This window comes from Kribbella turkmenica (genome assembly GCF_004348725.1).
Classification (GTDB): Bacteria; Actinomycetota; Actinomycetes; order Propionibacteriales; family Kribbellaceae; genus Kribbella; species Kribbella turkmenica.
This window is the reverse complement of sequence record NZ_SMKR01000057.1, coordinates 1-19,650: the sequence shown is the minus strand read 5'-3', so window position 1 is coordinate 19,650 and position 19,650 is coordinate 1. Positions and strand designations below refer to the sequence as shown.

At 71.3% G+C, this 19,650-nt stretch carries 18 protein-coding genes; 16 read left to right on the top strand and 2 right to left on the bottom strand.

Features of this window, described 5'->3' with window-relative positions:
• Positions 1 to 50 precede the first annotated feature (50 nt).
• A complete protein-coding gene (locus E1218_RS15200; RefSeq protein ID WP_132320522.1) occupies positions 51 to 1,229 on the top strand; it encodes an MFS transporter in 1,179 nt (392 codons plus the stop codon).
• Here E1218_RS15200 and coaA read toward each other — a convergent pair.
• A complete protein-coding gene (gene coaA, locus E1218_RS15195; protein WP_132320520.1) occupies positions 1,205 to 2,158 on the bottom strand; it encodes a type I pantothenate kinase in 954 nt (317 codons plus the stop codon). The two genes, E1218_RS15200 and coaA, sit on opposite strands and share 25 nt — an antisense overlap.
• A gap of 213 nt (positions 2,159 to 2,371) precedes the next feature.
• Here coaA and E1218_RS15190 point away from each other — a divergent pair, with 213 nt between their 5' ends.
• The 5 genes from E1218_RS15190 (at position 2,372) to E1218_RS15170 (ending at position 10,240) form a co-directional block, all read left to right on the top strand.
• Entirely contained in the window at positions 2,372 to 4,312 is a 1,941-nt protein-coding gene (locus E1218_RS15190; RefSeq protein ID WP_132320518.1) for an alpha-glucuronidase, read from the top strand.
• Between the two features lie 88 nt (positions 4,313 to 4,400).
• Positions 4,401 to 5,393 carry a LacI family DNA-binding transcriptional regulator gene (locus tag E1218_RS15185; protein WP_233712243.1) on the top strand — a complete coding sequence of 331 codons (993 nt, stop codon included), beginning with the start codon at positions 4,401 to 4,403 and terminating at the stop codon, positions 5,391 to 5,393.
• Positions 5,394 to 5,440: 47 nt separating this feature from the next.
• Positions 5,441 to 5,791 carry a holo-ACP synthase gene (locus tag E1218_RS15180; RefSeq protein ID WP_132320514.1) on the top strand — a complete coding sequence of 117 codons (351 nt, stop codon included), beginning with the start codon at positions 5,441 to 5,443 and terminating at the stop codon, positions 5,789 to 5,791.
• Between the two features lies 1 nt (position 5,792).
• Positions 5,793 to 7,187 carry an NAD(P)H-hydrate dehydratase gene (locus E1218_RS15175; RefSeq protein ID WP_132320512.1) on the top strand — a complete coding sequence of 465 codons (1,395 nt, stop codon included), beginning with the start codon at positions 5,793 to 5,795 and terminating at the stop codon, positions 7,185 to 7,187.
• A gap of 110 nt (positions 7,188 to 7,297) precedes the next feature.
• Entirely contained in the window at positions 7,298 to 10,240 is a 2,943-nt protein-coding gene (locus E1218_RS15170; protein ID WP_132320510.1) for a PIG-L family deacetylase, read from the top strand.
• Here E1218_RS15170 and E1218_RS15165 read toward each other — a convergent pair.
• On the bottom strand, positions 10,224 to 11,006 hold the full coding sequence (locus E1218_RS15165) for an META domain-containing protein (protein WP_132320508.1): 783 nt from the start codon (positions 11,004 to 11,006) through the stop codon (positions 10,224 to 10,226). The genes E1218_RS15170 and E1218_RS15165 overlap by 17 nt on opposite strands.
• Positions 11,007 to 11,395: 389 nt before the next feature.
• Between E1218_RS15165 and E1218_RS36635 the strand changes: the two genes are divergently transcribed.
• The 10 genes from E1218_RS36635 to E1218_RS15105 all read left to right on the top strand — a co-directional run.
• Complete coding sequence (locus tag E1218_RS36635) at positions 11,396 to 12,592, top strand: GH12 family glycosyl hydrolase domain-containing protein (RefSeq protein WP_202866029.1); 1,197 nt, start codon at positions 11,396 to 11,398, stop codon at positions 12,590 to 12,592.
• A gap of 70 nt (positions 12,593 to 12,662) precedes the next feature.
• Positions 12,663 to 13,304 carry an HAD family hydrolase gene (locus E1218_RS15145; RefSeq protein WP_165949275.1) on the top strand — a complete coding sequence of 214 codons (642 nt, stop codon included), beginning with the start codon at positions 12,663 to 12,665 and terminating at the stop codon, positions 13,302 to 13,304.
• 15 nt (positions 13,305 to 13,319) lie between these two features.
• The gene (gene alr / locus E1218_RS15140) at positions 13,320 to 14,501 is read left to right on the top strand and encodes an alanine racemase (RefSeq protein ID WP_132320500.1); all 1,182 of its coding nucleotides are present in this window, start codon (positions 13,320 to 13,322) and stop codon (positions 14,499 to 14,501) included.
• A gap of 6 nt (positions 14,502 to 14,507) precedes the next feature.
• Positions 14,508 to 15,665, top strand: coding sequence for an alpha/beta fold hydrolase (locus tag E1218_RS15135; protein WP_132320498.1), 1,158 nt, complete (start codon positions 14,508 to 14,510; stop codon positions 15,663 to 15,665).
• A gap of 115 nt (positions 15,666 to 15,780) precedes the next feature.
• A complete protein-coding gene (gene tsaE / locus E1218_RS15130; protein ID WP_132320496.1) occupies positions 15,781 to 16,737 on the top strand; it encodes a tRNA (adenosine(37)-N6)-threonylcarbamoyltransferase complex ATPase subunit type 1 TsaE in 957 nt (318 codons plus the stop codon).
• A complete protein-coding gene (gene tsaB, locus E1218_RS15125; RefSeq protein ID WP_132320494.1) occupies positions 16,737 to 17,405 on the top strand; it encodes a tRNA (adenosine(37)-N6)-threonylcarbamoyltransferase complex dimerization subunit type 1 TsaB in 669 nt (222 codons plus the stop codon). Before tsaE ends, tsaB begins: the two co-directional genes overlap by 1 nt.
• The gene (locus E1218_RS15120; RefSeq protein WP_132320492.1) at positions 17,402 to 17,851 is read left to right on the top strand and encodes a GNAT family N-acetyltransferase; all 450 of its coding nucleotides are present in this window, start codon (positions 17,402 to 17,404) and stop codon (positions 17,849 to 17,851) included. Before tsaB ends, E1218_RS15120 begins: the two co-directional genes overlap by 4 nt.
• Complete coding sequence (tsaD, locus tag E1218_RS15115; protein WP_132320490.1) at positions 17,848 to 18,903, top strand: tRNA (adenosine(37)-N6)-threonylcarbamoyltransferase complex transferase subunit TsaD; 1,056 nt, start codon at positions 17,848 to 17,850, stop codon at positions 18,901 to 18,903. Before E1218_RS15120 ends, tsaD begins: the two co-directional genes overlap by 4 nt.
• Positions 18,900 to 19,349: a GNAT family N-acetyltransferase gene (locus tag E1218_RS15110; RefSeq protein WP_132320488.1), complete on the top strand. Its 450-nt coding sequence runs from the start codon at positions 18,900 to 18,902 to the stop codon at positions 19,347 to 19,349. Before tsaD ends, E1218_RS15110 begins: the two co-directional genes overlap by 4 nt.
• A partial coding sequence (locus E1218_RS15105; RefSeq protein ID WP_132320486.1) for an alpha/beta fold hydrolase occupies positions 19,346 to 19,650 on the top strand: 305 nt, incomplete at its 3' end. The genes E1218_RS15110 and E1218_RS15105, both read left to right, overlap by 4 nt.

Sequence of the window (19,650 nt, the reverse complement as noted above, 5' to 3'; positions counted from 1 at the left end):
CGCCGAAACTGGATCTATAGAGGAGACCGGTCAGCTTCTAGCTTTGACGCATGACCACCATCTGCGAGCTCCCGACGGTCCACGTTCCTGCGACTCCGCGCCTGCTGAGCGGCCAGTTCGGCCGGCTGCTGTTCACGGTCTTCGGGTCCTCGCTGAGCATGTACCTGCTCACCTCGGTGGTCCCGCTCTACCTGGCCGCCGGCGGCTCGGGCGGGATCGGCGCCGGGCTGTCCACCGGCGCGATGATGCTGTCCGCGGTGGGGGTGGAGCTGCTCGTGCCCCGGATGCTGGCGCGCTGGGGTCACCAGGTCGTCCTCGGGCTCGGACTGGTCCTGCTCGGAGCGCCGTCCCTGGTGCTGCTGGCCACCGCCTCGCTGCCGCTCGTGCTCGCGGTCTGCGTCGTCCGCGGTGCCGGGCTGGCGATCCTGGTCGTCGGCGCGGTCGCACTGATCGCCGAGGTGACCCCGGCCCATCGGCGGGGCGAGGCATTCGGGGTGTACGGCGTGGTCGTCGGCCTGCCGGCCGCGATCGGCCTGCCGCTCGGCGTCTACCTGACCACCGTAATCGGCTTCGACGCCCTCTTCGTCCTGGCCGCCGCGGCCTCGCTCGCCGGTCTGCTCGCGCTCCGCGGAATGCCGAAGCGGTCCACTGCCGAGGAGCAGCACGTCAAGGTGCTCGGCGGTCTGCGCGGCACCGGCCTGTTGATGCCGACGTTCGTCTTCGCCGCGGTCACCGTGGCCGCGGGCATCAGCGTCACCTTCCTCCCGCTGGCCGTTGCCGAGGACAAGCACTCGCTGGTCGCCACCGCGCTACTGCTGCAGTCGGTCACCGCGCCCGCCGCCCGCTGGCTGGCCGGCCGGTTCGGCGACCGCGTCGGCCCGGCCCGGTTGCTCGCACCGGCGCTGGTCCTGGCCGCGGTCGGCGCCGGGGCGCTGGTCCTGATCGGCAGTGCCGTCGCCATCGTGGTCGGGTCGACCCTGTTCGGCATCGGCTTCGGTGCGGCGCAGAACCTGACATTGTCGCTGATGTACAACCGGGTGCCGAAGTCCCGCTACGGCCAGGTCAGCGCGCTGTGGAACCTCGCGTACGACGGCGGCTGGGGGATCGGCGCCATCGTCTTCGGAGCGATCGTCGCCGGCACCGGCTACTCGGTGGCGTTCGGCCTGACCGCCCTGGTCGTCGCGGTCGCGATCCTTCCCGCGGTTCAGAGCTTGCGCAACCGGACGTAGCGGACGGTGTGGTCGGCGCCCTTGCGAAGCACCAGGGTGGCCCGGGAACGGGTGGGCAGGATGTTCTCCCGCAGGTTCGGGCCGTTGATCCCGTCCCACAGCGACTCGGCCTTCTTGACCGCCTCCTCCCGGCTGAGCTCGCCGTACCGGACGAAGTACGACTCCGGGTTGCGGAACGCCGTCTCCCACAGTTTCAGGAAGCGGTGGACGTACCAGGACCGGATGTCGTCGGCGGCCGCGTCGACGTACACGGAGAAGTCGAAGAAGTCGCTGACCGCCAGGCCGCTCTTGCCGTCGGCGTGCCGGGGCGCGGGCTGGAGGACGTTCAGGCCCTCGAGCAGCAGGATGTCGGGCTGCTCGACGGTCGTCCGGACGCCCTGCATCCGGTCGTAGTGCAGGTGCGAGTAGACCGGGGCCTCGACCGTGTCCATGCCGGACTTGACCTCGACAACGAACCGGAGCAGCGCCTTGCGGTCGTACGACTCCGGGAACCCCTTGCGCATCATCAGGTTCCGGCGTTCGAGTTCGGCGTTCGGCCAGAGGAACCCGTCGGTGGTGACGAGCGCGACCCGCGGGTGCTCGGGCCAGCGGGCCAGCAGTTCGCGCAGCAGCCGCGCGGTGGTGGACTTGCCGACGGCAACCGAGCCGCCGATGCCGATGACGAACGGCGTCCGGGTCGCGGCCGGCTTACCGAGGAAGCTCTCGGTGTCGGCGTGCAGCGCCCGGGCATGCCGGACGTACAGCGAGAGGATCCGCGACAGCGGCAGATAGACCTCGCGCACCTCGTCCATGTCGATCTCGTCGCCGAGACCGCGCAGCCGTTCGATCTCCTCGGCCGTCAGCGGGGACACGGTCGTCTCGGCGAGTTGCGCCCAGGCGGCCCGGTCCAGCTCGGTGTAGGGAGTCACCTCCCGTGTCGGCTGCAGCATGTGCCCATTCTTCCCACGCCGGTGCACACGGACCCACCCCGGCGGGCGTGGCTTACGTCTCAACTACCTGGCCGGCCGCCCGGACACGCGGATGCTGTCGGTGGCGGGTTGGGCTGCAGACCGAAACTTTCGAACCCTCGGGAATGACCGGGTCGTGTGCGAGGATCGCCGCCGACCGGGGGGCAACGACGTGACGAAGCTGGTGTTTCGCTCATGACCTTCGACCCCTGCTGGCTGAGTGGCCAACGGCTGCCCGAGGTCACCATCCACGCATCCGGCGCGCTGGCGCAGACCATCCGCGCCGAGCTCCGGCAGACCCGGCGAGTCCGGCACGACGTGGAAGTCGCCCTGTGCACCCTCGGCCGGCTCGGGGAGACGCCCTTGGCCGCCTGGGTGGAGCAGGCGCTGCCGGTCGACGGGCTCGGTGACGAGGGCTTCGTGGTGGTGCGACGAGGCAACCAGTTGGCCGTCGCCGCCGAGACCGGGCGCGGCCTGCTCCATGGCTACTTCTACCTGCTGCGGTACTTCGAGTGGATGACCGGCGACTTCACCGTCGTCGAGCGTCCGGCCTTCCCGGTCCGGATGCTGGCCCACTGGGACGACCTCGACGGCTCGGTCGAGCGCGGGTACGCCGGTAGGTCGATCTTCCTCCGCGACGGCCGGGTCGTCCAGGATCTGGCCAGAGTGCGCGCGTACGCCCGGCTGCTGGCCTCGGTGGGCCTGAACGCCGTGGTGCCCAACAACGTCAACGTGCACGCGGCCGAGACGCGTCTGATCACTGATCACCTGTCGGACGTGGCCCGGCTGGCCGCCGTCTTCCGGGAGTACGGGATCGCCGTCCACCTGGCGGTGAACTTCGCCGCGCCGATCGAGCTGGGCGATCTCGACACCGCCGACCCGCTGGACCCACGAGTGGTCCGGTGGTGGTCGGCCGCGGCCGGCCGGGTGTACGACGCCGTCCCCGATCTCGGTGGGTTCGTGGTGAAGGCGGACTCGGAGAACCGGCCGGGCCCGGCGGCGTACGGACGGCACCACGCGGACGGTGCGAACCTCCTCGCGCGAGCGCTGGCGCCGTACCGCGGGACCGTCCACTGGCGGTGTTTCGTCTACGACGTCCAGCAGGACTGGCGGGACCGGACGGCGGATCGCGCCCGGGCGGCGTACGACTACTTCATCCCGCTGGACGGGCTGTTCGACGACAACGTCGTACTGCAGGTCAAGCACGGGCCCCTGGACTTCCAGGCGCGCGAGGCGGTGTCGCCGTTGCTGGGGGAGTTGCAGGAGACGCCGTTCGCGCTCGAGCTGCAGGCGACGCAGCAGTACACCGGTCAGCAGAAGGATCTGTGCTACCTGGGGCCGTGGTGGCGGGAGATCCTGCAGTTCGACACCACCGGCGCGGGCGGGCCGACCGTCGCCGATCGCACCGAGGCGGTCGTTGCCGTCGCCAACGTCGGCGACGACCCGAACTGGACCGGCCACAAGCTTGCTCAGAGCAACCTCTATGCGTACGGGCGATTGGCCTGGGACCCGGCCGCGGACCCGGTCAGCCTGCTGCACGAGTGGGCCGCCGCCACCTTCGCGATCGACGACCGCACCCGGACGGAACTGGTGGAGATCATGGCCGGTTCGTGGCGGACGTACGAGCGCTACACCGCCCCGCTCGGCGTCGGCTTCATGGTCACACCCGGCACGCATCACGGGCCGAGCGTCAACGGGTCCGAGTACTCGGCCTCCGGGACGTACCACTTCGCCGACCGCTACGGGGTCGGCGTCGACCGCACGGTGGCCACGGGCTCTGGCTTCACCGGGCAGTACCCCGAGCCACTCGCCGGCCGCTACGAGAACGTCTGCGCCTGCCCGGACGAACTCCTGCTGTTCTTCCACCACGTTCCGTACGACCACGTTCTGCAGAACGGCCGCACAGTGCTCCAGCACATCTACGACACCCACTTCCAGGGGTACGACGAGGTCGAAGCCATGCTCGTCCGCTGGAAGGCGATCGCCGACCGCTTCGACCCGGCGAGCCGCGACAACATCACCGCGCGCCTGGAGGGGCAACTCGCCAACGCGCGCGAGTGGCGCGACCAGGTGAACACCTACTTCTACCGGCTCAGCGGTGTCCCGGACGCGGCCGGTCGCACGATCTACCGGTAGCCGGTCCGCGAAAGTTTCGGCGACAGGCTAGGTTGTACTGAGCTGGACGCAGCCTCGACGAGGGCGGAGGGACGCCGTGGGTCAGCGGGTGACCATCGCGAAAATTGCGGAGCAGGCCGGGGTCTCCGTGCCCACCGTCTCGAAGGTGCTGAACGGCCGGGCCGACGTCGCGGAGGCCACCCGGGAGCGGATCGAGAGCCTCATCCAGGAGCACGGCTACCGCCGCCGCGCCACCAGTACGGCGAGCAGCCCGATGATCGACCTGGTGTTCAACGAGATCGGCGGCGAGTGGGCGGTCGAGCTGATCCGCGGGGTCGAGGAGGTCGTCCGGACCGAAGGGGTCGAGCTGGTCCTGTCCGAGTGCGGCGGGGCCCGGCGGCCGCGGCAGGAGTGGATCGAGTCGGTCCTGCTCCGCCGTCCACTCGGCGTGATCATGGTGTTCTCCGACCTCGACGCCGACCAGCGGGCGCAGCTGGAGGCGCGCCGGATCCCGTTCGTGGTCGTCGACCCGGTCGGCGACGTCGGCGACGACGTACCGTCCGTCGGCGCGGCCAACTGGAGCGGCGGCCGGATGGCGACCCTGCACCTGCGCAACCTCGGCCACCAACGGATCGGCGTGATCGGCGGGCCGGTGGAGACCCTGTGCGCGCGGATGCGCGTCGACGGGTACACGGACGCACTCCGGTCGACCGGCGCCGGCGTCGATCCCGCGCTGATCCGGTCGACGGAGTTCGGGGTGAGCAGCGGGCACCGGGAGGCGCTGGCACTGTTGAGCCTGCCGGACCGGCCGACCGCGATCTTCGCCGGCAGCGACCTGCAGGCGCTCGGTGTCTACCAGGCGGCGCGCGAGCTCGGGCTCGAGATCCCGCGCGACCTGTCCGTGGTCGGGTACGACGACCTGCCGGTGGCGCAGTGGGTCTCGCCGACGCTGACCACCGTCCACCAGCCGCTCCGGCAGATGGCCGAGCTGGCCACGCGGATGGTCCTCGACCTGGCGGGCGGCACGACGCCCGCCGCGCTGCGGCTCGACCTTGCTGTCGAGATGCGCGTCCGCGGGTCCACCGCGTCGCCGCGCAGTTAGCGCGTGCACCTGCTGGTGGGTCCGGGCGGGCCGTTAGGGTGAACGGCATGATCGTCGGCGTGGGTATCGATGTGGTCGACGTGGAGCGGTTCATGAAGACCCTCGAGCGCACCCCCGGCCTGCGCGATCGGGTCTTCACACCGGTCGAAGCAGTGAAACCACCGGCATCTCTGGCTGCCCGGTTCGCCGCGAAGGAAGCACTGGCCAAGGCGCTCGGTGCCCCGGCAGGCATGCACTGGCACGACGCCGAGGTGCAGACCGACGACACCGGCCGCCCCTGGCTGAAGATCACCGGCACGGTCGCCGACCAGGCTGCCCGGCTCGGTGTCCAGAGCCTGCACCTGTCCCTGAGTCACGACGCCGGCATCGCGTCCGCCGTCGTCATCCTGGAGGGCTGACATGCGTCGCGCGCACACCGTCGAGCAGGTCCGGGCGGCCGAGGCCGACCTGATGGCGCGACTGCCCGAGGGCACCTTGATGCAACGCGCCGCCACCGGCCTGGCGATTGCCGTCAGCAACTTCCTCGGCCGCACGTACGGCGCGCGCGTGATCCTGCTGGTCGGCTCCGGCGACAACGGCGGCGACGCCCTGTACGCAGGGGTCCGGCTTGCCCGCCGGGGTGCCCACGTGACCGCCGTGCTGCTCTCGGACGAGGCGCACGCCGCCGGTGTGGAGGCGCTGCTCGCTGTCGGCGGCCGGGTCGGGTCGGCCGACGACGTCGCCGGCGCGGACGTGGTCGTGGACGGCATCGTCGGGATCGGCGGGCGCCCGGGCCTCCGGCCCGACGCCCTCGCCGTGGTCGAGTCGGCAGCTCAGAACGGCGTCCCGATCGTCGCCGTCGACGTTCCGTCGGGCGTCGACGTCGACACCGGCGAAACGCCGGAGCCGCACGTCCGCGCCGCGCTCACCGTCACCTTCGGCACGCACAAGATCTGTCATCTGATCGACCCCGCCGCGAGCGCGTGCGGCCCGGTGCACCTGGTCGACATCGGTCTCGACCTGCCGCCCGCCGCGGCCGAGTCGTTGCAGGCGGCCGACGTACGGGCGCTGTATCCGGTGCCACGGGGTGAGTCGGACAAGTACTCCCGCGGCGTACTGGGGTTGATGGCCGGTTCGGCGCAGTACCCGGGGGCTGCGGTCATCGCAACCGCTGGTGCGCTCGGTGGACCGTTGGGCATGGTCCGGTACGTCGGTCCGGACGCGGTGGCGGCGGAGGTCCGGGCGGCTCACCCGGAGATCGTCGTCGGTGACGGACGCGTACAGGCGTGGGCCGTAGGCTCCGGTCTGGGCGACGAGCTCGACGTCGGCCGGGTCCGTGACCTGCTCGACGCCGAGGAGCCCATCGTCCTGGACGCGGACGGGCTCCGCGCGCTGGAGGACTCAGGTGACCACACCGGCGTCCTGGCGACACCCCACGCCGGCGAGTTGGCGCGGCTGCTGGGTGTCGACCGCTCCACCGTCGAAACGGAACGACTGAAGCACGCCCGCCTGGCCGCGGAACGCTTCGACGCCACAGTCCTCCTCAAAGGCTCCACCACAGTCATCGCCGCCCCCGACGGCCAGATCCGCGTCAACACCAACGCCACCCCCTGGCTGGCCACCGCCGGCGCCGGCGACGTCCTCGCCGGCCTCTGCGGCTCCCTCCTCGCCGCCGGTCTGACCACCCTCGACGCAGCCAGCGTCGCGGCCTACCTGCATGCCGCGTCCGCCAACCTCGCATCGTTCTCCGGCCCCACCACAGCGCTGGCGGTGGCCGCAGCCCTCCCGGAGGCCACCCGGATAGTCCTCGGCTGACCGGGCGGGGACCTGGCGGCGGCGTAGGACACACGTGAGCGGTTGCGGACCGGGGGTGGTGCGGATAGGACTGGAGGTGCTGGTGCCTCCGCCGCCCGAGGAGTGTGCACGTGAAGCGTCTTGCCGTAGTACTAGCCCTGATTCTCGTCGCCGCGCTGCCGCTCCCCGCGGAGGCGACCGGGAAGCCCTACGTGGCTGACCCCGAGACGAAGATCCACGTGATGGGCGAGTGGGCCCACCCCGACGACGACACGAGCATCATCGGGCCCTGCGGGGTGTGGCACCAGCGGTACGGCGTGAAGTGTGGCGTGATCATGGTGACCCGGGGTGAGGGCGGCGGCAACGCGGTCGGCACCGAGCTGGGACCGGACCTCGGTCTGAGGCGGGAGAACGAGGACCGGGTCGCGCACTACCGGTCCGGGACGGTCGACATCTTCAACCTGGACCGGATCGACTTCTTCTACAACCAGAGCGCGCCGCTGACGCAGTACTTCTGGGACGAGGAGGAGACGCTGCGCCGGGTGACGCGGGTGATCCGGGAGACGCAGCCCGAGATCTACATCGGGTTCACCCCGACGCTCGCGGCCGGGCACGGCAACCACCAGCAGGCGGGCCGCCTGATCTGGGAAGGTGTGCTCGCGGCCGCCGACCCGACCCGGTTCCCGGAGCAACTGCAGGGCCCGCACGCGCTCAGCACCTGGCAGGTGAAGAAGGTCTTCTCCGGCGGCAGTACGGCGGGCACCGGCGGTACGACGTCCGCCCCGAACTGCACCACCGGGTTCACCCCGACCGGCCAGGACACCGTCGCGGGCGTGTGGACCGGCTACGAGTCGCCGTACAAGTGGCCGGCCGGGAACCTCCAGGGCCGGCCCGCCGGCTCGGCCAAGATCTGGCAGCAGGTCGCGGACGAGGGCCGGGCGGCGTACCCGACCCAGAGCCGGGTGATGTTCAAGGGAACGTCGGCCCCGGCCTGCCCACGGTTCGCGATGACCCAGTCGTTCGTGCCGTTCCAGCCGAACACCAGCCCGAGCGCCGGCCTGGACGAGGCGATCCTGTTCGGCGCCACCAGACCTGACCCCGGCGGGCTGCCGCTGGGAACCCTGCAGTACCTGACGTTCAGCCGGTTCTACAACGTCGCCGGCGAGCCGTTCGAAGCGACCGTCCACCTCCGCGCACCCCAGGGGAAACTTGCCCGGGGCAACGTTCAGCTGAGCGTGCCACCGGGCTGGACCACCGACGGCCCGAAGCCTGTCCCCGCGCGGTCGAGCGCGCAGGTCACGTTCACGGTGACCGCGGCGGCCGACGCACCGGTCGACCGGAACGCGAAGATCGCCGCGACCTACTCCACCAAGGAGGCCTCCGGCTACACCGACAACGTGGTCCGGATCGCGTCCGCCGCCGAAGGCCGGTTCCAGCGCTGGGGCAACTGGCAGGAGTACGACGAGTGGCTCGCGACGACCGCGCCGCAGGCGAACCGCCTCGGCCGCTCACCGGCGATCCAGTCGATGGCGGTCGGCAGCACGATCGACGTACCGGTGGTCGTCCACAACTGGTCGGCACAGCCGCGCAGTGGCGCGGTCTCGCTGGACCTGCCCGCGAACTTCACGGTCGACGCGCAGTCCAAGCCCTACGACGTCCAGCCCGGCGCCGACACTACGCTCACCTTCAAGCTCACCAACACCGACGACTCCTTGCCCGCGACCCAGAACGTCTCCATCCCGATCCGGACCGCCACCGGCAGCGAGACGCTGACCTTGACGTTGGTGCCGACGACAATCGTCCCGCAGGCCGCGCCGGTCGTCGACGGCAAGGCGGAGCCGGGTGAGTACCCCGGCCCGACACTGGACCTCGGCCGGATCTGGCAGGGTGCGAACAACTGCACCGGCGTGGACGACTGCGGCGTTTCGGCAACCGGCGACGGCAATTCCGCCAAGGTCAGCTGGTCCGGCGACGCGCTGTACTTCTTCATCCACGTCCGCGACGACTACCAGTCGTACGCCGTGACTCCGGCCGAGTGTGTCGGTCACTGGCAGGCCGACTCGGTGGAGATCCTGCTCGATCCGCGCGGCACCGCGTCACAGGCGCTGATGGACACCGCCAACACGTTCAAGCTCGGCATCTTCCCGTTCAGCCAGAGCGGCGGGCCGTGCTGGTCGAGGGACGCGGACAACCACCAGGGCTACTCGAGCGGCGAGCTCGACACCGGCAACGCGCCGGGTGTGCAGGTCGCGTCGACGGCGCAGTGGGTCGGCAGCAACGAGACGACCGTGCCGCACGCGTACGCCGGTGGCGGCTACGACCTCGAGGTCAAGATCCCGCTCGCCACGCTGCCCGCGGCGGTCGACCCGACCCGGCTGGGGCTGAACATCACGCCGTACGACAACGACGACACGTCGGCCGCCGGGACGACGACGTTGCGGCACATCGACCAGAGCACACGCCTCGGCTGGTCGGCATTGGGGTCGGTCCAGTCGGACCCGTACCGCTGGGGCCTGGCGACCTTGCCCGGCTACACGCCGCCCGCGGACCGTCCGACCACCCCGTCGCCGCCGAACGTCTCCAGCCCCAACCTCAACGGCGCCCTGTCCCCGCAGACGATCGCCCAGTCCGCGCGCAACGGCGTACCGATCTCGGGACGGGTCCCCACGACCGACCTGAAGATCCTGTCCGCCGCGCTGGGCCGGTCGAGCGTGGACATCTCCACCCGCTCGGCCGGAACCGGGACCGCCCGGGCGTTCCTGACCACCGGGCTGATCGACGCGATCCCGGTGTGGACGACGAGTTGCTCACCGGCCGCCGACCCGCCGCCCGACTACGGCCTGACGCCGTGCGCGGTCACCGACGGTGGCACGCCCCCGTGGTCGCCGGACATGAGCGGTCACGTGGTCGAGGAAGCCGGCCGGCAGCTCACCCCCGGCATCGATCGCTGGTCCATTCCACTGACCCCGGCCCAGCGCGCCGAACTGGCCGCGGACGGTCGCCTGCTCGTCTCCTACGAGACTCCGCAGGACGAGGTCCAGGCCTTCGACGTACGGCTCAGCGGGCGCCGGTGAAGTCGAGGCCGTCGCCGGCGGCACGGAGCTCGAGGCGGTTGGCGTCGACCTCGTAGGTGACCGTGCCCTCGAGCGTGCCGAGGAGGGTCTGCTCGAGCTTGCCCGCGTCGCCCGCGCAGGCCCGGCGGGTGGTGGCGATCTCGCCGAAGGTGAGCTTGCCGGTGTCGCGGGCGACCTTGCCCTGCAGCTCGTTGCAGCCGGTCGAGCCGGTGACCCGGTCACCGTTGAGCGTGATCCACACCTTCTCCGAGCCGGCCTGGTGCGACGCGGTCTCGCCGCTGACCACGGTCTCCAGCGACCACTTGGTGCCGTCGAGAGCAAGATCGGGCTCGGCGGTCTCGCGGTCGGTCAGCGTGATCGTCGTACCGCCGGAGGTGACGGTCAGCCGGTCGGCCTCGAGCGTCCAGGAGGGGCCGGACCGCAGGAGCCCACTCAGCCAGCTGTCCTGCTTGTGGCGGGCGTCGTCGCAACCCATCGCGGTCACCTGCAGCTGCTCGTCGACGGCGAGCTTGCCGTCGCCGGTGTCCACCGGGGACTGCATCGAGTTGCAGCCCGCCTCGGCGATCAGCCGGCCGTCGTCGGTGAACGTCAGCCGGACCCGGCTGTTGGGGACGAGTTGCTTCGTTCTGCCGTCCTCGGTGACCGCCGACGACAGGTAGGTCCTGCCCGTCAGCGAACCGGCGTCCGGAGCACCCGCACCCGACTCGTTCCCGCACCCGGTCAGCGCCAGCAGCAGGCCGGCGCCGGCCACCGCGATCGTCCGCATCGTCACACCCTACGGACGCCTCGGCGGGCCGGGACGTTGCACCGCGGATTCCGGTGGCTGTCCGTGATCGCGACACGCGCGACATCGCCGTGGAGCCCGGATACGCTGCGTGAGATGAGCATCCCGGGTTGGCTTTTCAGATCACGGTTGGATAACGTCGGGCGCCGTACGTGCGAGAGCGAACGAGAAGGACACGGCCGGGCCGCTGGATCGCCCGGTCTGCCCGGATCGGTTCGGCGCATCGGGGGCGTCGGCTGTTCCTGGCCTCTCTGGGGACCAAACCGAACAGTTGTGGGCCGTTCCTGTAGTTCTGGGGCACGCAGTGCGGCCCGTCGAGCAGACGAGGAATGTTTCGCATGCCCCCCATCCGAACTGCCCGGAGCCGCGTCGTGATCCCAGCGCTGTTCCTTGCCGTCGGTGCGCTCATCGCCGCGCCGATCGCCGTTCAGGCGGCCAAGGACTCCCCTGTGGCTGCGACCACCACCAGCGCCGCGACGGACAGCACGGCTTCCGCCCTCCCGAGCGTCGGACGCGTGGAGACCTGCGTCCTGGACGCGTCCTCCAGCTGTACCGTCCTGCACGGCTTCGGCGTGAAGCCGGCCGCCATCACGGCCACCGCGGCCGGGCCGTCGATCCTGTCGATCGACCCCGGCAAGACCACCGACAAGTCGTTCCGCCTCCGGGCCCTCGACCGGAACGGCGACCGGTACCGGTCCGGCACGAAGCTGCGGTACTCCGTGCACTACGACTTCGTCGCCGCGCCGCCGCAGCCCACCACACCCACGCCGACGGCCACGTCGACGCCGACCACGACACCGACCGGCAGCCCGACGACGACCGCCACCCCGACCAAGACGCCGACGTCGACGTCGACGCCGACCACCACGCCGACCACCACGCCGACTCCCACCGCGACCTCGACGCCGACCTCGACCGGGAGCCCGGTGAAGAGCTGCAGCAACCCGGTCTGGACCACCACGGCGACGAACAACCAGGGTGCCGGCCGGACCTTCGGTGCGTACTACGTCCACAACAACATGTGGAACAACGAGAACGGCACCTACACGCTGGGCGCCTGCAGCTTCGACAACTGGTGGGTCGACGTGACCCAGCCGCTCCCGGGTGACAAGGGCGTCCAGGCGTACCCGAACGTGCACAAGGACTACGACGACGTCCCGCTGTCGAAGATCAAGTCGGCCAAGTTCGCCGCGACCACCCCGGCCAACTGCGGTGCCTGCATCTACAACGTCGCGTTCGACGCGTGGATCGGCGACGGCCTGAACAACGAGCTGATGATCTGGACCGACAACAAGGGTCAGGTCCCGGCCGGCCGCAAGGTCGACACCGTGACGTTCGGCGGCTTCACCTACGACGTCTGGCACACCAACGGGTACACCGCGTACGTGTCCCAGGTGACGCAGAAGTCCGGCACGATGCCGCTGGCGAGCTTCTTCGACGACATGGTCAAGCGTGGCTGGGCCCCGAAGGCCACCACCTGGCAGGTCGACTACGGCGTCGAGGTCGTCTCCACCGGCAACACCAAGCAGCGCTTCGCCATCACCGACTTCTCCATCCAGGAGAACTGACCCCACTCGCTCTCGCCTACCCGACGGCCGCCGCAACCTCGTGTTGCGGCGGCCGCATAGGGTTCAGGGCGTGAAAGGTCTGGTGATCTTCGACAACGACGGGGTGCTGGTGGACTCCGAGCGGCTGGCCAACACGATCCTGGCCGAGCTGCTCACGGAGGCCGGGCTGCCCTACACCTTCGAGGAAGCGGTGCGCGACTTCATGGGCGGCAGCATGGCGTCCATGCGGCAGAAGGCCGAGGCGCGGCTCGGCGGCCCGCTGCCGGCCGACCTGGAGGACCGCTACCACCAGCGCCTGTTCGACGGGTTCGCCGGCCTGCGGGCGATCGAGGGCGTACAGGCGGTCCTCGGCCATCTCGACGCCGGCGGCGTCACCTACTGCCTGGCCTCGTCCGGCACCCATCGCCGGATCCGGACGGCGCTGACCGCGGTCGGCTTCCTGGACCGGTTCGAGGGCCGGATCTTCAGCGCGGAGGACGTTGCCCATGGCAAGCCCGCACCCGACCTGTTCCTGCACGCGGCCGCCTCGATGGGCGTCAGGCCCGGCGACTGCGCGGTCGTGGAGGACAGCCCGCTCGGCGTCGCCGCGGCCAACGCGGCCGGGATGACGGTCTTCGGGTATGCCGGGATGACGGACCCCGCGAAGCTGTCGTCCGCGGACGCGGTTTTCGGCGACATGGCCGCCCTCGCGGAACTGCTCGACCGGGCCTGAGACACTGGAGGAGCTATGTCTACCCTCCAGTCACCTGGCGGCGACCGCCCGGTCCGCGCCGAAGCGGTCGTCGACCTGGCCGCGATCCGTCACAACGTCACGACGCTGCGAGCCCGCGCCGAGGGCGCGCATTTGATGACCGTGGTCAAGGCCGACGGCTACGGCCACGGCATGGTCCCGGTCGCCCGCGCCGCGCGCGCGGCCGGGGCCGACTGGATCGGCGCGGCCGTGCTCGAGGAGGCGCTGGCGCTGCGCGAGGCCGGTGACACCGGGCCGATCTTCTGCTGGCTGACCACTCCCGGTGAGCCGCTCGAGGACGCGATCGCGGCCGGCATCGACCTGTCCGCCGGGGCGCCCTGGGAGATCGACGAGCTCGCCGCCGGCGTGACCGACCGGCCGGCCCGGGTGCACCTGAAGATCGACACCGGCATGTCCCGCGGCGGCGCCGTACCGGAGGAGTGGCCGGCACTGGTCCGGGCCGCGCTGGCCGAGCAGCGCACCGGCCGGATCGAGATCAAGGGCATCTGGTCCCACCTGTCGTCCTCGGACGAGCCGAAGAGCGCGGCGAACGAGGCGCAACTGGCCACCTTCACCGAGGCGATCGAGGTGGCCGAGTCGTTCGGCGTCGACGCCGAGTTCAAGCACCTGGCCAACTCCGGGGCCACTCTGGCGTTGCCCGAGACGCACTTCGACCTGGTCCGTCCCGGCGTCGCGACGTACGGGCTCTCGCCGTTCGGGCACGCGCTGCCGTCGGCCGAGCTGGGGCTGGTGCCGGCGATGACGCTGAAGGCGCGGTTCGCGATGGTGAAGCGGGTCCCGGCCGGCGCCGGCGTCTCCTACGGGCTGACCTGGACCGCGCCCCGGCCGTCGACCCTCGGCCTGATCCCGCTCGGGTACGGCGACGGCCTGCCGCGGCACGCGTCCAACGGCGCCCCGGTCCAGGCCGGCGGCGAACGCCGTACCGTCGTCGGCCGGATCTGCATGGACCAGTGCGTGGTGAACCTGGAGGACGACCCGGCGGCCGCGGGGGACGAGGTCGTGCTGTTCGGTCCGGGGACGGCCGGAGAGCCGACCGCGGACGACTGGGCCGACGCGGCGGGCACCATCAACTACGAGATCGTGACCCGGCTGGGACCCAGGATCCCCCGTCGCTACGTCGACAGCGCCGCGGTCCCCACCGCCCCGGTCGAGAGGTAGCCCCGGATGTCCAAGGTTTCGCGGACCGCCGGTCTGGTCGGGGCCGCGGTCGGGGTGCTGGCCGCGGGAGCGGCCGCCGGGGTCGCGGTCGAGCGGCAGGTGATCGGCCGCCGGTCGGGGCAGCGGGCGCAGCTCGAGGCCGAGCCGTTCGGCTCGCTGCGCGGGACGCCGTACGTGTTCACCGCCGACGACGGCGTCGAGCTGTACGTCGAGGTGGACGAGCTGACGCGGTCCCGCCGGGCCGCGCCGCCGCCGAAGCGCAGGTTCGGCCTGACCGGGGCGGAGGGGCGGGGAAGGAACCAGCGCGGCAAGCTGCCGGTGCCGCCCGAGGACCTCACGCTGATCTTCGTCCACGGCTACGGGCTGAACATGGACTGCTGGCACTTCGAGCGCCGCGACCTGGCCGGCATCGGCAGGATGGTGTTCTACGACCAGCGCTCGCACGGACGGTCCGGCCGGTCGGCGAAGGAGAACGTCAGCATCGACCAGCTCGGCCGCGACCTGCACGGGATCCTGGACGAGTTCGCGCCGACCGGCCCGGTGATCCTGATCGGGCACTCGATGGGCGGCATGTCGATCATGGCGCTGGCCGAGCAGCACCCCGAGCTGTTCGGTGACCGGATCATCGGCGTCGGCCTGTGCTCGACCAGCGCGGGCGCTCTGGACCGGGTCCCGATCATGTTCCCGGGCAAGGTCGGCATGCTCGCCCGCACGCTGGCGACACCGGCGGTGGCCGCGCTGGCCCGGATCCCGGACGTGGTCGAGCGCAGCCGCAAGGCCGGGACGGACATCAGCTACCTGTTGACCCGCAAGTACTCGTTCGGCTCCGAGGTGCCGCCGGCGTTCACCGAGTTCGTCAACGAGATGATCGCGGCGACGCCGATCTCGGTGATCGCGGAGTTCTACCCGATCTTCGCGTTGCACGACAAGTACGACGCCCTCCAGCCGCTGCAGAAGGTGGAGTGCGTCGTGATCGGCGGCGACAAGGACCACCTGACGCCGTTCGAGCACGCCGAGGAGATCGTCCGGCACGTGCCCGGCGCGGAGCTGGTCGAGGTGAAGAACTGCGGTCACCTGGGCCTGGTCGAGCACCACCGTGAGTTCACCGCGGCGCTCCTTGGCATGATCGAACGAGCCGAAACATCTCTGCTAGGACACTCATGACCGTACTGATGCCACGCCTCCGGCGCGGTGGCTCACGGGGCTCGAACCCCCGGCCTTCCTTCGCCGCTCCGGTCGCTTCGCTCCCTGCGCTCTCCAGTCCAGGCCGGGAGGCCCCATGACCGACCTGCACGTCGTCGACGCCACCGCCGAGCACGCGAACGAGATCGTCGCGGTGATCCACCACGCGTTCTCGTCCCGGCGGGTGCTCGACCCGCCGTCGACCGCACTGTCCGAGAACGCGGCCACCGTCACCGACGCGGTCAACAAGCACGGCGGGCTGCTGGTCCGCATCGACGGCAGCCCGGCCGGGTCGGTGCTGTTCGAGGAGTCGGGTGACGTCCTCAACCTGCGCCGGGTCTCGGTCGACCCGCGGCACCAGGCCCGCGGCGTCGCGTCGGCGATGGTTGGTTGCGCCGAGGAGGTCGCCGTCCGGCGGGGACTGAGCCGGGTGCAGCTGATCGCCCGGGTGGAGTTGCCGGACACCGTGGAGTTCTGGCGGCGGCGCGGGTACTCCGTCGTCGAGCAGCACGATCACAACCTGATCTACGCGAAGGCGATGCCGGTCGGGCGCAGCGTGCCGACGGCCGCCGACATGCGCGCGATCGGTGAGGAGCTCGCCGGTCAGCTGCGGGCCGGCGACGTACTCGTGCTGTCCGGTGACCTCGGGGCGGGCAAGACGACGTTCACCCAGGGGCTCGGCGCCGGGCTGAAGGTGCGCGGTGACATCACCTCGCCGACGTTCGTGATCTCGCGCGTGCATCCGTCGCTGGCCGGTGGGCCGGCGCTGGTGCACGTGGACGCGTACCGGATCGGCGGGATCGCGGAGCTGGACGACCTCGACCTGGACGCGAGCCTGGACGACGCGGTCACGGTGGTCGAGTGGGGCCACGGGCTGGCCGAGACGCTGGCCCCGGACCGGCTCGACATCGTGGTGACCCGGGGCGACGACGACACCGACGAGACCCGCGAGATCCGGATCACGCCGGTGGGTCCGCGGTGGGCCGCGTCCGGCATCCGCGTGTCCGTCCCCAGCGCCACCGCGGCGGAGCCGCCTGCCTTGGAGAACTACTGATGCTGCTTGCCTTCGACACCTCGAGTGCCGCGGTCACCGTCGCGCTGGCCGATCCGGTCAGCGGCGAGATCCTGGCGTCGTCCACGACCGTCGACGCCCTGCGCCACGGCGAACTGCTCGCCCCGGCGATCGCCGCCGCACTGAAGACCGCAGGGGCGACCCCGCGTGAGCTGACCAGGATCGCGGTCGGGGTGGGCCCCGGCCCGTTCACCGGTCTGCGCGTCGGCCTGGTGACCGCGCGGACGATGGCCGACGCCCTCGGGATCGAGGTCGCCGGCGTGTGCAGCCTGGACGTGCTGGCCCGGCAGTCGGAGTTGGCGCTGCCGGTCGCCGTGGCGGCCGACGCACGCCGCAAGGAGATCTACTGGGCGCTGTACGACGGTCCCGCCGCGGACGGAAGCCGCCGTCGCCTGGAAGGACCGGCCGTCGACCGGCCCGCGGATGTCGCGCACGTCCTGTCCGGCCTGCCGGTGATCGGCCGCGGCGCTGTCCTGTACGGCGAGGCGCTGGGCGTCGTGGACCTCGACGTCGTGGAGTACCCGTCGGCCGAGGTGCTGGCGAGAGGCGTGGTGACCGGCACGCTCGACGTGCTCGCTCCCGAGCCGCTCTACCTCCGCCGCCCGGACGTGACGCTGTCCGGCGGACCCAAGAGCGTGCTGCCGAAGTGAGACCTGCGATCCGGCCGGCCACCGCGGACGATCTGCCCGCGGTGGCTGCTCTGGACGAGGTGTGCTTCGGCGCCGAGGCGTGGAGTACGGTCTCGTGGGCGGCCGAGTTCGACCGGTTGTCCGAGGACCGGCTGCTGCTGGTCGCGGACGAAGGTGACATCGTCGGGTACGTCGTCCTGCTGGTGCCCCCGGTCGAGCTCGACGTGGTCGAACTGCTGCGGATCGCGGTCGCACCGGCCGGGCGCCGGACCGGGATCGGCGGGCAGTTGATGACGGCCGCGCTGGCCGGGTGCGCTGGCCGGACGGTGCTGCTGGAAGTTGCTGCGGGCAATGAATCCGCCCGGGGTCTCTACCGGGCCTTCGGATTCGCCGAGATCAGCCGGCGGCGCGGGTACTACGCAGGTGGCGAGGATGCGGTGATCATGCGGTGGCGGGAGGAACGATGACAACGAACGAGCCCCTCATCCTGGGGATCGAGACGTCGTGCGACGAGACCGGTGTCGGCATCGTCCGCGGGCAGACGCTGCTCGCCGACGCGATCGCGTCCAGTGTCGAGGAGCACGCCCGGTTCGGCGGCGTCGTACCGGAGGTGGCCAGTCGCGCGCACCTGGAGGCGATGGTCCCGACGATCCGGCGGGCCTGCGAGACCGCGGGGATCAAGCCGGCCGACGTGGACGCGGTCGCCGTGACCAGCGGGCCCGGCCTGGCCGGCGCGCTCCTGGTCGGTGTCGCCGCGGCCAAGGGACTGGCGCTGTCGCTCGACAAGCCGTTGTACGGCGTGAACCACCTCGCCGCCCACGTCGCCGTCGACACGCTGGAGCACGGCGACCTGCCGAAGGGCTGTGTCGCGATGCTGGTCTCCGGCGGTCACTCGTCGTTGCTCGCGGTCGAGGACATCACCGACGGCGTGCAGCCGATGGGCAGCACCATCGACGACGCGGCGGGAGAGGCGTTCGACAAGGTCGCGCGCGTGCTCGGCCTGCCGTTCCCGGGCGGTCCATATGTCGACAAAGCGGCCCGTGACGGCGGCGACCGGCTGTACGTGACGTTCCCGCGCGGACTGACGTCCCAGCGGGACCTCGAGCGGCACCGGTTCGACTTCTCCTTCTCCGGTCTGAAGACCGCGGTCGCGCGCTGGGTCGAGGCCCGCCGGCGCGACGGCGAGGACGTGCCGGTGAACCACGTGGCCGCGGCCTTCCAGGAAGCGGTGTGCGACGTGCTCACCCGCAAGGCGATCGACGCGTGCAAGGACCGCGGGTTCGAGCACCTGCTGATCGGCGGCGGGGTCGCGGCGAACTCGCGGTTGCGGGCGATGGCGGAAGAGCGGTGTGCCGACGCCGGTATCGCCGTTCGTGTGCCGCGGCCGGGGTTGTGCACCGACAACGGAGCGATGGTGGCGGCGCTCGGGTCGGAGCTCGTCCGGGCCGGGAAGGCGCCGTCGCCGCTGGGACTTCCGGCCGACTCGTCGATGCCGATCACCGAGGTGCTGAACCAGTGAGGTGGACCGGCCCCGACGGCTTCGAGGCGGACGACTCCACCGACCGCGTCGACGTCGGCGTGGTGCACGGCTTCCTGAGTACGTCGTACTGGGCGCCGGGGATCCCGCGGGAGGTCGTGGAGCGGTCGATCGCCGGTTCGCTGAACCTCGGGGTGTACGCGGCCGACGGGGCGATGGTCGCGTTCGCGCGGATGGTGACCGACCGGGCGACGTTCGCGTGGCTGGCCGACGTGTTCGTGCTGCCGGAGTACCGCGGGCACGGGCTCGGGCGCTTCGTCGTGTCCACGTTGCTGGAGCACCCGGACCTGAAGGGTGTTCGCCGGATGATGCTGGCGACCGCGGACGCGCACGAGCTCTACCGCAGCTACGGGTTCGCCGCGCTCGAGGACCCGGACCGGATGATGGTCGTCCGCCGGGATCCGGCGGAGCTCTACGGGCGCCGATGACTCGTCCGGGGGTGGACCTGGTGCGGAATCCGGCCGGTGCGACGGACCTGGTGCTGCTGGCGCACGGCGGGACGGAGAACTCGCAGGCCGTCCCGCAGTCGTGGCAGCCGCCGACCCTTCGGATGTGGCCGTTCGCCTGGGCGGCGCGGCGGGCGGTGCCGTCGGCCGCGGTCGGGTTGATGCGCTACCGGTATCGCGGATGGAACGGCGCCGCCGCGGATCCCGCGGTGGATCTTCGAGCCGTGCTCGACCACCTGCCGTCGGTGATTCGGCGGGTCGTGCTCATCGGGCACTCCATGGG

What these genes read in the sequence shown, in the direction of transcription:
- E1218_RS15165 (WP_132320508.1), bottom strand. Translation starts at nt 11,006, where the DNA reads ATGCGGACGATCGCGGTGGCCGGCGCCGGCCTGCTGCTGGCGCTGACC.
- E1218_RS15175 (WP_132320512.1), top strand. Translation starts at nt 5,793, where the DNA reads ATGCGTCGCGCGCACACCGTCGAGCAGGTCCGGGCGGCCGAGGCCGAC.
- tsaD (WP_132320490.1), top strand. Translation starts at nt 17,848, where the DNA reads ATGACAACGAACGAGCCCCTCATCCTGGGGATCGAGACGTCGTGCGAC.
- E1218_RS15190 (WP_132320518.1), top strand. Translation starts at nt 2,372, where the DNA reads ATGACCTTCGACCCCTGCTGGCTGAGTGGCCAACGGCTGCCCGAGGTC.
- E1218_RS15200 (WP_132320522.1), top strand. Translation starts at nt 51, where the DNA reads ATGACCACCATCTGCGAGCTCCCGACGGTCCACGTTCCTGCGACTCCG.
- coaA (WP_132320520.1), bottom strand. Translation starts at nt 2,158, where the DNA reads ATGCTGCAGCCGACACGGGAGGTGACTCCCTACACCGAGCTGGACCGG.
- tsaE (WP_132320496.1), top strand. Translation starts at nt 15,781, where the DNA reads ATGACCGACCTGCACGTCGTCGACGCCACCGCCGAGCACGCGAACGAG.
- tsaB (WP_132320494.1), top strand. Translation starts at nt 16,737, where the DNA reads ATGCTGCTTGCCTTCGACACCTCGAGTGCCGCGGTCACCGTCGCGCTG.
- E1218_RS15180 (WP_132320514.1), top strand. Translation starts at nt 5,441, where the DNA reads ATGATCGTCGGCGTGGGTATCGATGTGGTCGACGTGGAGCGGTTCATG.
- alr (WP_132320500.1), top strand. Translation starts at nt 13,320, where the DNA reads ATGTCTACCCTCCAGTCACCTGGCGGCGACCGCCCGGTCCGCGCCGAA.
- E1218_RS15135 (WP_132320498.1), top strand. Translation starts at nt 14,508, where the DNA reads ATGTCCAAGGTTTCGCGGACCGCCGGTCTGGTCGGGGCCGCGGTCGGG.